Source organism: Aeoliella mucimassa (genome assembly GCF_007748035.1).
Classification (GTDB): Bacteria; Planctomycetota; Planctomycetia; order Pirellulales; family Lacipirellulaceae; genus Aeoliella; species Aeoliella mucimassa.
Map to the genome: position 1 here is coordinate 3,693,899 of NZ_CP036278.1, position 13,179 is coordinate 3,707,077.

Sequence of the window (13,179 nt, forward strand, 5' to 3'; positions counted from 1 at the left end):
TATCATAGGGGGATCAAACCGTGCTTCTTTGGTGGACGGGTTTCACGTTTACGCAGAGTGTTTCGCAATGCGAGCGAAACCACTCCACGCGTTTGGCAGGGAGAAATAACGTCGGTAATCATACCGTGCGAGGCTGCCATGTAAGGCGAAGCGAATCGATCGCGATACTCTTCGACAAACTGGGCACGCAGTGCCTGGCGGTCTTCGGCCGCATCGAGTTCGCGACGGTACAGCACATTCACCGCACCCTCGGCACCCATCACAGCAATCTCGGCAGTCGGCCAGGCGAATACCATGTCGGCACCGAGGTCGCTGCTGCACATCGCGAGGTACGAACCACCGTACGCCTTGCGGGTGATCACGGTAATCTTTGGCACCGTGGCCGCCGAATAGGCGAACAGCATCTTCGCTCCATGGCGAATGATGCCGCCCTGCTCCTGGCTAACACCAGGCAGGAACCCAGGCACGTCGACCAGGGTGACCAGCGGAATATTGAACGCGTTGCAGAACCGAATGAAGCGAGCCCCTTTGTCCGAGGCATCGATATCAAGCGTACCCGCTTTGACCATTGGCTGGTTGGCCACCAGACCAACGACCATGCCGTTGATGCGACCGAAGCCGATGATCAGGTTCTGCGCGAAATCCTTGTGCACTTCGAGGAACTGACCAGGATCGAGCAACCGCTCAATCACTTCGTACATGTCCATCGTATCCTTGGCATCTTTCGGCACAATTTGATTCATTGCCTCGTCTTCGTCGAGGTTGATCTGATCATTGTAAAGATGCGGAGGATTCTCCAAGTTGTTCGGCGGCAAGTACGACAACAGTTCGCGAACCAATCCCATGGCGTGCTCGTCGTTGTCGGCCACAAAGTGCACGTTGCCGCTCAACGTGGCGTTGGCCGCTGCACTGCCGATCTCTTCCATCGTGGCATCCACGCCCGTGGCCCCCTTAATCACGCCAGGGCCGCAGATGAACATGTTCGCGTTCTCGCGAGTCATCACCAGGAAGTCCATCAACGCTGGCGAGTAAGCAGCACCACCCGCACAGTTGCCCGCGATCACACCGATCTGAGGCACCGCACCCGAGAGTTGCACGTTGCGATAGAACACTTGGCCGTAACCCGACAGCGATTCGACCGCTTCCTGAATGCGGGCACCGCCGGAATCGTTGACGCCGACCACTGGCATGCCGCCTTCGATGGCGTAGTCCATCAGGTCGCAGATCTTCTTCGCATGGCGTTGGCCAAGAGCACCGCCGCCGATCGTGGCGTCGTGGCTATACGCTGCGATGGGACGACCATCGACCCAGCCGACACCGGTGACAACACCGTCGCCAGGCAGCGATTTGCCTTCCATGCCAAAGTCATGGCAGGCATGGTCGACGTGCATGCCCCATTCTTGAAAGGTATTCTCGTCGAAGAAAATACCAAGCCGCTCGCGGGCTGTCATCAGCCCTTTGGCGTGCCGCTTGTCAATCCGCTCCTGACCACCACCCAAGGCAGCCGTCTTGCGGCGTTTCTTGAGGTCGTCGAGCAGTTTCTTCTGAATGCTCATCGGTTGATCCTTTTATGTGTCACTCTCAATCGAGTGAAAAACCTATCGTTCGGAAGGAGATTCAATCCTTCCGGACGGGCCGGCGTAGTCTTCGACTACTTAAGCCCGCACGCTTCTAATATTTGTCTGGCGGCAGCTTCTGGTGCTAAGGTACCTTCCAGCACTTGCGATTCTAAGTCGCCCCGCATTTCGACCACCGCCGGATTATTCCGCACGACTTGCTTGAGTTGCTCGTCGACGATGGTCCACATCCAGTTCGAACTCTGGCGACGACGACGCTCATCGAGCGCCCCCAACTCCTCCATCCGCTGGTGCCGGTGCTCGATGGCATTCCACACCTGGTCGATGCTTTCGTGCTCGCGAGCACTGCACGTCAGCACAGTGGGAGGTTCCCCTCCCTGCGACGGCAACGCGTGCAAAATGCGTTCCAATTGCTTGGCAGCCACTTCGGCTGGCTTGCGGTTGTCGCCGTCGGCTTTGTTCACAGCGATCACATCGACCAACTCCAGCAGCCCGCGTTTGATGCCCTGCAGTTCGTCACCGCCGCCTGGCATCATGAGTGCCAGGAAGCAATCGGTCATCTCGTCGACCATGGTTTCGGACTGCCCGACACCCACGGTTTCGACCAGCACGATTTCGAAACCAGCCGCCTCGCAAATGAGCATGGTCTCGCGAGTTTTTCGCGCAACGCCGCCCAAGGTTCCAGCAGAGGGTGAAGGACGGATGAACGCATTCGGTTCGGCCGACAAGTGCGCCATGCGGGTCTTGTCGCCGAGGATGCTTCCGCCGCTCACGCCGCTCGAGGGGTCGACCGCCAGCACGGCGACCCTTCGTCCGCTGCGAGCCAGGTACGTGCCGAGCGCTTCGATAAACGTGCTTTTACCCACCCCAGGAGGACCGGTGATGCCAACTCGTATCGACTTGCCGGTGTGCGGCAAGATGCGCGTGATGAGTTGCTCGCCCATTTCCTGGTGCACGCCGCGAGTCGACTCAACTAGCGTGAGGGCTCGCGGCAGCACCGCGACGTCGCGCGCAATAACACCTTCAAAGTATTCATCGAGGGTCAGTTGTCGGCGGCGTGGCGAAGTTGCCATTGCAGGTCTATCGGTTGTCGAGGCTTGTTGCATACTTCAGCGGTCCTTCCCTATGTTGCGATCACGACACCAGTATTCACTGCTGGTTAGCATCGCGATCACAACTCAGGAAGTTCAGCGTAACCAGACAGTCGTCGGGCTAGCTAAGGTTGTACTCCAACCGTTTGCCCAGGGCGCGGAGCAGCTTGGCGGCTGCTTCGCCGATCACGGTTCCGGGACCGAAGACCGCCACCGCTCCCGACTCGTAGAGGGCGTCGTAATCCTCCGGCGGAATAACACCGCCGACGACGATCATGATGTCATCACGCCCCAAGGCGGCGAGTTCGTCGAGGAGCAGCGGCACCAAGGTCAAGTGACCTGCGGCCAGCGAACTGACACCGACGACATGCACGTCGTTCTCGACCGCGTGCCGAGCCGTCTCGGCAGCAGTGCGGAACAGCGGGCCGATGTCCACATCGAAACCCAAGTCGGCAAACGCACTGGCAATGACCTTTTGTCCTCGATCGTGACCATCCTGCCCCATCTTGGCGATGAGAATCCGCGGCCGGCGGCCGTCGAGTTGTTCGAACTCACTTACCAACTGGCGAACTTCGTCCGCATGTGCTTTGTCACCCACTTCGCTTCCATATACTCCACGTACGGATTGAACGGGGGCCTCATAGCGACCGTAAACATCTTCCAAAGCATTCGAGATCTCACCCACCGTGGCTTGCACCCGAGCCGCAGCAACGGCCAGCTCCAGCAAGTTGCCGGTGCCATCTTTAGCTGCTTCGCGAAGTGCATTCAACGTGGCGTCGACCTTCACTTGATCGCGTTCGGCTCGCAGCTTCTTCAAGCTGGCAATTTGCGATTCGCGGACTGCAGTATTGTCGACGTGCAGTACCTTCAGCATCTCCTCTTCCTTCGGACGATACTTGTTCACACCGATCACGACTTGCTGTCCCGAGTCGATGCGAGCCTGGGTGCGAACCGCTGCTTCTTCGATTCGCATCTTGGGAATGCCTGCCTGGATGGCTTTGGTCATTCCGCCGAGCTCTTCGACTTCGCAGATGTGCTGCCAGGCTCGTTGAGCAAGATCGTGCGTCAGGCGTTCCACGTAGTAGCTTCCGCCCCATGGGTCGACCACATCGCAGGTGTCGGTTTCCTGTTGCAGGAACAACTGCGTATTGCGGGCAATGCGGGCGGAGAAGTCGCTCGGCAGCGCGAGGGCTTCGTCCAACGCATTCGTGTGCAGCGACTGGGTATGGCCATGCGTGGCTCCCATCGCTTCGACACACGTGCGGATCACGTTGTTGTAAACGTCTTGAGCGGTGAGGCTCCAGCCGCTTGTCTGACTGTGGGTCCGCAAGCTCATGCTCTTCGGGTTCTTCGGATCGAACTGCTTGATGAGCTTCGCCCAGATCATGCGGCCAGCCCGCATCTTGGCGATCTCCATAAAGTAGTTCATGCCGATCGCCCAGAAGAACGACAGACGGGGAGCAAACGCGTCGACTTCCAGACCTGCTTCACGACCCGTGCGAACGTACTCGAGTCCGTCGGCGAGCGTGTAAGCCAGCTCGAGATCGGCGGTCGCACCGGCTTCCTGCATGTGGTAGCCGCTGATGCTGATGCTGTTGAACTTAGGCATCTTCTCGCTGGTGTACCGGAAGATATCCGCGATGATGCGAATACTCGGTTCAGGCGGGTAGATGTAGGTGTTACGAACCATGAACTCCTTGAGAATGTCGTTCTGGATCGTACCGGCGAGCTGCTCTGGCTTCACGCCTTGCTCCTCGGCGGCCACGATATAGAGGGCCATGATCGGCAGCACGGCTCCGTTCATGGTCATCGACACGCTCATGCGATCGAGCGGAATGCCGTCGAACAGCATCCGCATGTCGTGGATGCTATCGATCGCGACGCCAGCCATGCCGACGTCGCCAGCGACCCGCGGATGATCCGAGTCGTAGCCGCGGTGTGTCGACAGGTCGAACGCAATGCTCAACCCCTTTTGACCCGCTGCCAGGTTCCGACGGTAGAACGCGTTCGACTCTTTCGCGGTCGAGAATCCCGCGTACTGACGAATGGTCCACGGCCGCATCGTGTACATCGTGGTATAAGGACCACGCAGGAACGGCGGCATGCCGGGCATGGTTTGCAGGTGCTCTACACCTTCCAAGTCGGCAGCGGAGTAGAGCGGCCGCACCGGAATCTGCTCGGGCGTTTGCCAGGTCAGATCCTCCGCTTTCGTACCAGTGGCTTCATGCCAAGCGTCGTACGTTGCCGGTGTGGCCGGACGCTCGGCGAACGGCACATCCGCAAAATTGGGAACAGGGTTACTCATTGCAACACTCCTTCCTCGCGTAAGAGATCCGCGAGCGTGCTGAGCACATCGCACTTAATGAAAATAAACCGATCGACACCTGCCTGGCTCCAAGCGGCTTCGTTTTCGCCAGGGTGGCCAGCCAGCACCACGGTGCGAGCACCGGCTGCTTTCAGCTTTGCGGCAGCGTCGGGGACGAACTCAGGATACAGTTTGTCGGACGAACAAATCACAGCGACCTTCGCACCCGACTCGGCGAACGCTGCCACGGCGGCATCCACGTCGGCGAATCCATTGTTCGAAGGCACTTCGAATCCGCCGGCCTCGAAGAAGTTCTTCGAGAACGTCGCGCGGGCGGTGTGGTGGGCAATCGGGCCCAGGTTGGCCAGGAAGACCTGGGGACGACTTCCCTTTTCTTCCAACCACTTGTCGCTTGCGTCTCGCAACACTTCGAAGGGAGCCGCAAACGGATGGGGAGCAACCGGCGTGATCTGCGTCGGCGAGTCGCCGAAGCCAATCGCTTTGGCTAGTTGTCCGATGGAAGCTCCAGCGGCGGCCGCTTCGGAAGCAGCGGCAATCTTGCAACTGGCCGAAGCCAGGCTGCCGAGTCCGTCGCCAGCGTACCGAGCGGAAGCCAAGCGGTCGGAGGCCGCTTTTCGCAAGGCCGACAGGTCCGGCGTTTCGCGGACAATGGCGTCTTCCGCTACGTTCGGGAACTCGCTGACACCGGTGATGCCTTCCTTGCGGCTGGCAATACCCTTGGCCCGCGGAGTGAATGCCGACTCGATCTGGTCGGCCACCCAACCACTCTCGATGGCCTTGGTCATGCCGCCCTGACGTTCGATCTCTTGCATGAGATCCCACGCCTTCCTGGCAAACTGATCGGCCAGCCAATCCATGTACCAACTACCGCCAGCCGGATCGACAATGCGATTCAGATGCGACTCGTCTTGCAGCACATGCAGCGTGTTGCGAGCGACCCGCCGACTGTTGGCATCAGGCAACCCGAGCACCACATCGAACGGTTCGGAAGTAATGACTTCGGCCCCGCCGACACCAGCGGCGAACACGGCAACTGTGTTCCGCAGCATGTTGACGTAAGGGTCGCGGGCAGTGAGCACTCGCTTGCTGACTCGCGTGTGCAGTTTCATAGCAGCCGCTTCGGGCTTGCCGCCGCACGCTTCGACTACCCGCGCCCACAAACTGCGGGCCGCGCGAAGCTTCGCGATGCTCAAGAACTGGTGCGTGCCGACACTCATACTAAACAGGATTTGCTTGGCAGCGTCTTCAACGCTCATACCAGCCGCGGTCATCGACCGCAGGTACTCGATGCCAGTCGCCATGCTGAACGCAATGTCCTGCACGACCGTCGCACCAGCGTGGTGGTAAGCAGCCGTGCCGACCCGTACAGCGGTGACGTTGGGATAGTTCTCGCTGGTCCACTTCGCCAAGTCGGCCATGGCTTCCAAGGCCGCGGACGAAGTCGTCGGCAGCTGACCATCGCGGGCGAGCACTGCCAGCGGATCGGCGTTGAACGCGCCGGAAGCTTGCTCGGCACTCAGACCTCGGCGTCGCCAGAGTGCGACCACCTGGGCAGCGGCCGGCAAGAACGCCGCACCAGCTTCCAAGGCGAGGCCCACCATATCAAGCTCCACGTCTTTCAGCACCGCATCAAGATCGTCCACATGATAGGCAGCCACTCCGTCGCGTCCCGACAGCTCTTCGGCCGCAGGATCGTCGGCATCGGTTCCGCCACGAGCAGCACAGTCGAGCCGCAGCAAGATGGAGGTCACTCCTCCTTCGAGGTCGGCCAGAATCTGCTTATTGGTGGTCGCCAGGTCGGGGTGCTTGAACTCCTGTCGCAAGTCCCATCCGGTTTCCGCATTCCCCAGGGGAGCGGATCCACGCAGATAATGGGAGAAGCCGGGAAAACCATTGGGGTCTTCGGCGGAGTTCCAATCCTGCGCGGTGTAGACCGGCTGGACATCCACACCTTCGTAGGTGCGAGTGACCAGCTTCTTCTCAAACGGCGCCCCGGCAAGATCCTTTTCGACTTGCTCCCGCCAGGCGTCGTAACTTACGGGTGCAAAGTCATCGCTGACACTAAACTCAGTGTTTTCCATCGTTCAAACACATCTTGGTTAGTACGAGTCGTAGAGCCATGCTTCCGAACCGGCAGCCAGCGTATCGCAGGGTGCTGCGGATACGGAAGAACATCAACACATCATGCGCTCTTGTTCAATTACTCAGCAGGTTCGCACAACTCGGTGAGTACGCCGTGCGTGCTCTTGGGGTGAGCGAATGCGATCTTCATGTGATGAGCACCCAAGCGTGGTGTCTCGTCGATCATTCGCAGACCGGACTCTTTGAGGTCGGCAATTCGCTCCTCAATATCGTCCACGGTAAAGGCCAAATGGTGAAGCCCTTCCCCCCTAGTTTCTAGAAATTTCGCGATCGGACTGGATGGATCAGTCGGTTCCAGCAATTCCAGCCGAACGTCGCCCACTTTAAAGAATCCGACTTTTACCTTCTGGGTTGCCACTTCTTCGTAACACTCAAACTCGGCCCCCAGGTGTTCCTCGTAAAAAGGACGCTGGGCGTCGATTGACTTTACGGCAATTCCAACATGATTTAATGCCTTGACCGGTTTTTTCACAGTTAGCTCCTAGTTTATTCAGTTGCTTGGGCAGCGAGGCGTACGGAGAGTTGACAGCAAATCGCGAATCCGGCCGAGCCAGTAGCGTGTTGCGGTATTGGGTATCTCCATCAAGCTCCGCGTCAGGTCAAAATTGGATAGTCTCGTTGCAAAGTCGCGGCAGTGAGGCATCACGGCCCATCTGCGCGGCCACTCCGCAATTAATTGTTGTACGAATTGCCCGAACAACACTTCGTCCAGGCGATCGTCTTCACCACTCAAATCGTTTAGCACCCCGTCGAAGGTGTGCAGGGTCTTCCGAAAAAGTACCAAGTCGGCACCCAATCGCAAACCCGCCAAGTGGTAGGCTTCGTCGAGCATGCCGACGAGCCATCGCATGCCTGGCAGTTCGCCTTGGCGAACCCGTTTGATCCATTGCTGTGCGACCTCGTGCAGCGCTGGTGCGTCGTCGATGCGAGTTGCAATCGACTCCAGAGCCCGCACCACTCCGGTGGAGCTGAGCGTTGCTGCGGCCAGCAACACCTGCACTAGCGATACACGCTCCTGCTCGGTGAGCACACCGACCAGGCTCCAGTCGAGCACGCCGAGCCGACCATCGTCGGTCACCATGAGGTTGCCCGCGTGCGGATCGCAATGGAACAGCGACTGGCAATCAGCCGACAGCACCGGCTTGGCCACCAAAGCTTCGACTACCAGATTCGCCAGTGCTCGTCGCGAGTGCTGGTTGTCTGTCTCGAAGTCGGTGACCTTCATGCCCTGGAGCTGTTCCATGTCCGTAACGCGGCTCGTGCAATTCTCGTAAAGCTCTGGGATGTGTACTCGTGGGTCGTCGGCGTAGTACTCGTGGGCGAGGGCCAGATTTCGCTGTTCCTTGTCCAGGTGCACTTCCGCTTGCAACTTGTCGCGTACTTGTTCAAACGTTTCCCGGTAGTCGAGTGAAGGGATTCCATACTCCTCACACTTTTCGTCCAGGTGCTCGCCAACCAAGCTGGCCAGAGCAAGTTCTTCCTCTAATCGCTGTTCGATGCCAGGCTTCAGCAGCTTGAACACGCCGAGCCGGTCGCCATGGATACCGCGTTGGCGATATCCAATGACCACGGCCACACTGGCCTCGGCAATCGCCGGCGGGGTGAGCGTGATCCCCAGGCGGTCGAGCGGCCCCAGCTCTTCGCTCAAGGCTCGCTCAATGTCGTCGGGTTGCACGCTCGGAGGTAACGATTCGAGTTGTTGCAATTCCCCTCGCAATTCCTGCGCCAATTGCGAATCGCGGGCGAGCACCTGTCCCAGCTTGTGGAGAACCGGGCACGCCCGCGCTAGCACGGATAGCCGCTGCGAGATGGTAGCCGACGGAGACATCGCGAGTTGTTCGGCCAAAATCTGCCGCTGACGGGCTTCGGGCAAGTGCTCGAGAAACAAGCCAAGCGCACTGGCTACCGGCCTGGAGAATCGCTGATATTCTCCAGGCAGCACCGACGCAATCGCGGCGGGATCGATGAGTGTGCCCCAGTCGAACAACGTACTTACTCGATAAATCGAGCCCTCAATAAGTGGGCGGACGCAGGCAAATCAGGCTGATCGGCTCGCTAACCACGATTCGATATGAGGCCAGGTGCTCTTTTCAGCCCCTCGGCCGGCCATGATTCCGATGTGTCCGCCACGAACGCGGAGCACTTCCTTGTCTCCACTACTGACCATATCCATGATCCGTTCCGACTGACAGGGTGGCGTGATGTGATCCGACTCGGCAATCACATTCAGCAGACTCGCCCGAATATCGCTTAAATGGACCGGTTCGCCGCGAATCACCAACGCATCTTCCATCAGGCGGTTCTCTTTGTAGAAGTCGTTGATCAGCTGTTTATAGGCGTTGCCGGCCATCGGAATGATGTCCCGCACCCAAGTATTCATGGCGTGCCAGGCTTCGGTAGCCGCATCATTGTCGAGGTTATCCCACAACATCGTGTAGCTACCGACGTAGTTCTCGACCGGCTTGAGCATCTTGGCCCCCGAATCGATCATCTCGCCGGGGACGTTGCCGAACTTCTCGACAATCATGTCCGCGTTAAACGCAGGATCGCTCGACCAACGAGTGAATCCCCCTTGGGTTTTATCGGAGAAATCAAGCGGAGCGGTCAGCAGAATTAGATTCTTCAGCCCTTCGTTCGGCCGTAGTGCCGCGTAGAGCGTCGAAATCAACGCGCCCAAACACCAGCCGAGCATGCTGAATTCGGCGGAGCCCGACAGGGCCTTCACTTTGCGGACCACCCGCGGCAAATACTCCAGGGCGTAGTCGTCGAATTGCATTTGTTGGTCTTCCGGCCCTGGGGCTCCCCAATCGAGCAGGAACAGGTCGTAGCCCTCGGCCAGCATGTATTCCACAAAGCTGTGCCCGGGCCTCAAATCAAGCACGTGAGGCCGGTTCATGATGGCGAAGACCATGAGCAGGGGAACTGGCTTCCGCTCATTCGCCGGAACAGGCGATACGTACCGGTAAAGCTTGGCCTTGTTCAGGGTCCAAACCAACTGCTTAGGGGTTTGTGCAATTTTGGCGTCGGTGGTCAGAAACCGATTAAATCGCTGTGCACGCTCAAACGTTTTGTGCCACTCCGCACACACGTCGGCAAAGGAAATCGTTTCTTGAACCGAGCATTCGGAATCGGTAGTCGCAGACATCGGTAGCTCCTTTAGCCGTTCTGAGTCGGGGAAGATGGACGCAAGCATTGCAACATCTCGTCGAGCTTGGCGTCCAAATCGTCGAGCCGCATTTCGATGTTGGTGAGCCTGCCGGCCAGCCTGGTGATCTCCTCCCGCGAGGGCATATTCAGCTCCGCCAGCGACTTTTCCATCGCCTTCTGCGTGGCTTCACGGAACGGCCCCGACGTTACCAACCAGGCGTCGAGCATGGCGCCGGTGGCCTCGGAGTAGGCGTCGGTGTTCACCGCTTCGACCATCATTTTGGCCCACGTTTGCATGCCTGCATCGCGGACATCTTTCAGCATGCCCGTCGGGTCGAACGGGTTGAACGACTCAGTGGAATTCGCACTCATAATCGCCTCGCTTGCAAGTTTTGTTTCGGCCAACTGGACTCCTGTTTGCGGAACATCAGGCGAGGGATGCATTCCCTGCATGGAAGTGCGATGAATCCCTTCGCATCACTTCCCTCGCCTGAGGTATTCCCGCGTGTGACTACACCTTCCGGCTACTGCATGAAGGCCCCCCCGTTCACGTTGATTTGCTGCCCGGTGATGTAGTCGCCATCGGCAACCAGGAACAGAACTGCCTTGGCAATTTCCTCGGGCTGGGCGTACCGCCCCATTGGAATTTTACCTTTAATTTGAGCCTGAATGACGTCCGGCACCGCATTAAACATGTCGGTATCGGTGTAGCCAGGCGAGACGACATTCACCGTGATTCCCGACCGCACTAGCTCGGCCGCCGCAGTGCGCGTAAAGGCAATAATGCCCCCTTTGCTGGCACTGTAATTGGCCTGGCCCATCGCCGGGATTTGACCGTTCATCGAGCTGATATTCACGATCCTTCCATAGCTCTGACGAGTCATGATGGGAATCGCTTCGGAGGTGCAGAAGAAGCACCCATTCAGGTTGGTCGACACGACTTCCACCCATTGGTCGTCGGTCATTTTTGGCAGCATCGAATCGCGGGTAATGCCAGCGTTATTCACCAACACATCGAGGTGTCCGAACTCATTGGCAACGCGCTGAACCATGCCTCGAGCTTCGCTCGAATTGCCAATATTGGCCTGCACAATCATGCTTTGCCCTCCCAACGCCGCGACGGCGTCGGCCACCTCCACGGCCTTGGCTTCGTTGTGCGAATAATTGATAGCTACCTTTGCTCCTTCGCGAGCTAGCTCCAGAGCAATCGCTCGTCCGATACCACGCGAGGCCCCCGTCACGAGGGCGGTTCGTCCGTCGACTCTTCCCATCACTGACTCCTTGAGGCTGAAGTAGATTCTCGTTTGTGGCTCTTAAAAAAAGCCTTTTTTGCAATTCGCTCTCGGTTATTCGCGCTCGAATATGGCCGCGATCCCCTGCCCTCCTCCTATGCACATGGTGATCAGCGCCCGCTGCTTGGCAGTACGCTGCAGTTCGTACAAGGCTTTCACAACGAGGATGGCACCGGTTGCTCCGATGGGATGTCCCAGCGAAATCCCGCTGCCATTCGGGTTGGTGCGATCCATCGGTAATTCGAGCTCGCGAGCCACTGCCAGTGCTTGGGCTGCGAACGCTTCGTTGACTTCGAACACGTCGATGTCGTCGTAGCAGAAACCCGTTTTTTCTAGTATTTTCCTGACCGCCGGCACCGGGCCGATGCCCATGTACTGAGGGTCGACACCCGCGTAGGAATACGCGACCAACTTGCCGATCGGCTGTAGCCCGTGCGACTCGGCGTACTGGCGATCGGCCACCACCACGGCCGCGGCCGCATCGTTGATGCTCGAAGCATTGCCAGGCGTCACGGTCCCTTCGGGATCGAACACCGTGGGGAGCTTGGCGAGCTTCTCGACGGTTAGCCCGAACCGCACGGTTTCGTCCACTTCGAACGGCACCGTTTCGCGCTTTACGCGAATCTCGATCGGAACGATTTGGGCCTTAAAATACCCTGCATTTAGGGCTGCTCCGGCACGCCGATGGCTCTCCACCGCCAGAGCGTCTTGGTCCTCTCGTGAGATCGCGTATTTCTTCGCCACGTTCTCGGCCGTGACACCCATGTGGTAGTCCTCAAACGGGTCGGAGAGGGCCCCCACCATGGCGTCGACCATTTTGCTGTCGTTCATCCGTGCACCGAAGCGCATGGCGGTCGAAAAGTAGGGGCTACGGCTCATGTTTTCGGCCCCACCGGCCACGGCGACCTCCGCATCGCCGAGCATGATGGTCTGGGCTGCGGTGAGAATCGCCTGCAGACCGCTTCCGCAGAGTCGATTCAGCGTTAAAGCCGGGGTTTCGTAAGGTAATCCGCCCTTCACGCCGGCCACTCGAGCCAGGTAATGATCGTGCGAATCGGTGTGAATAATGTTGCCAAAAATGCAGTGACCGACATCCTGTTTAGGGACATTTGCTCGGCTCACCGCCTCGCGGACGCAAGCGGCCGCTAACTCCGTAGGCGGGGTATCCTTCAGGCTGCCGCCGAATCCGCCGATGGCGGTCCGCACTCCACTCAACACGACGACTTCACGATTCATCGTATCCCTCCAAGCTGAGTTTTTATGCACGGTGCTCGAGCAAGAGATGAGGCTCGAAGCAGAAAAGCTGTCTACTTTGTCAAGCACATCTAATGCCATTATTCGGAAATCTGAAAGTAGTCAACTTTGTCCCCCATGCAAATCAAACCGTCCGTTTGCGTGTGCGTTAACGCGCGCCACGGCACGGTTCAGTGACACATCAGCACACTCGTTGGCAAACCATACCCTCACGATGTTTGTTGGAATTAGCATTTGGCATTTGGCATAAATTCGGGCATACTGCAGTAGCCTTATTGAGGTCCTTTTCGAGTCCACAGCACAACTACTTTGGAAGCTCTTCCCCCATTGGCCCCGACGGGGTTTACCAC

General features: G+C 58.4%; 10 protein-coding genes. All 10 read right to left on the reverse strand.

Going from position 1 to position 13,179, the window contains the following annotated elements:
- Positions 1 to 2: 2 nt before the first annotated feature.
- Positions 3 to 1,556, reverse strand: a complete 1,554-nt coding sequence (locus Pan181_RS14570) for an acyl-CoA carboxylase subunit beta (protein ID WP_145247594.1) — start codon at positions 1,554 to 1,556, stop codon at positions 3 to 5.
- A gap of 95 nt (positions 1,557 to 1,651) precedes the next feature.
- A complete protein-coding gene (gene meaB / locus Pan181_RS14575) occupies positions 1,652 to 2,650 on the reverse strand; it encodes a methylmalonyl Co-A mutase-associated GTPase MeaB (protein ID WP_145247596.1) in 999 nt (332 codons plus the stop codon).
- A gap of 139 nt (positions 2,651 to 2,789) precedes the next feature.
- The gene (gene scpA, locus Pan181_RS14580; protein WP_145247598.1) at positions 2,790 to 4,973 is read right to left on the reverse strand and encodes a methylmalonyl-CoA mutase; all 2,184 of its coding nucleotides are present in this window, start codon (positions 4,971 to 4,973) and stop codon (positions 2,790 to 2,792) included.
- Positions 4,970 to 7,075 (reverse strand): methylmalonyl-CoA mutase family protein, encoded by a 2,106-nt coding sequence (locus tag Pan181_RS14585; RefSeq protein WP_145247600.1) that lies wholly within the window; start codon positions 7,073 to 7,075, stop codon positions 4,970 to 4,972. Before Pan181_RS14585 ends, scpA begins: the two co-directional genes overlap by 4 nt.
- Before the next feature lie 119 nt (positions 7,076 to 7,194).
- Positions 7,195 to 7,608 carry a methylmalonyl-CoA epimerase gene (mce, locus tag Pan181_RS14590; protein ID WP_145247602.1) on the reverse strand — a complete coding sequence of 138 codons (414 nt, stop codon included), beginning with the start codon at positions 7,606 to 7,608 and terminating at the stop codon, positions 7,195 to 7,197.
- An 18-nt stretch (positions 7,609 to 7,626) separates the two neighbouring features.
- Positions 7,627 to 9,123 (reverse strand): AarF/UbiB family protein, encoded by a 1,497-nt coding sequence (locus Pan181_RS14595; RefSeq protein ID WP_145247604.1) that lies wholly within the window; start codon positions 9,121 to 9,123, stop codon positions 7,627 to 7,629.
- Between the two features lie 51 nt (positions 9,124 to 9,174).
- A complete protein-coding gene (locus Pan181_RS14600) occupies positions 9,175 to 10,281 on the reverse strand; it encodes an alpha/beta fold hydrolase (protein WP_145247606.1) in 1,107 nt (368 codons plus the stop codon).
- 11 nt (positions 10,282 to 10,292) lie between these two features.
- Positions 10,293 to 10,655 carry a hypothetical protein gene (locus tag Pan181_RS14605; protein WP_145247608.1) on the reverse strand — a complete coding sequence of 121 codons (363 nt, stop codon included), beginning with the start codon at positions 10,653 to 10,655 and terminating at the stop codon, positions 10,293 to 10,295.
- 152 nt (positions 10,656 to 10,807) lie between these two features.
- Positions 10,808 to 11,554: a 3-oxoacyl-ACP reductase FabG gene (gene fabG, locus Pan181_RS14610; RefSeq protein WP_145247610.1), complete on the reverse strand. Its 747-nt coding sequence runs from the start codon at positions 11,552 to 11,554 to the stop codon at positions 10,808 to 10,810.
- 75 nt (positions 11,555 to 11,629) lie between these two features.
- A complete protein-coding gene (bktB, locus tag Pan181_RS14615; RefSeq protein ID WP_145247612.1) occupies positions 11,630 to 12,811 on the reverse strand; it encodes a beta-ketothiolase BktB in 1,182 nt (393 codons plus the stop codon).
- Between the last annotated feature and the right edge of the window lie 368 nt (positions 12,812 to 13,179).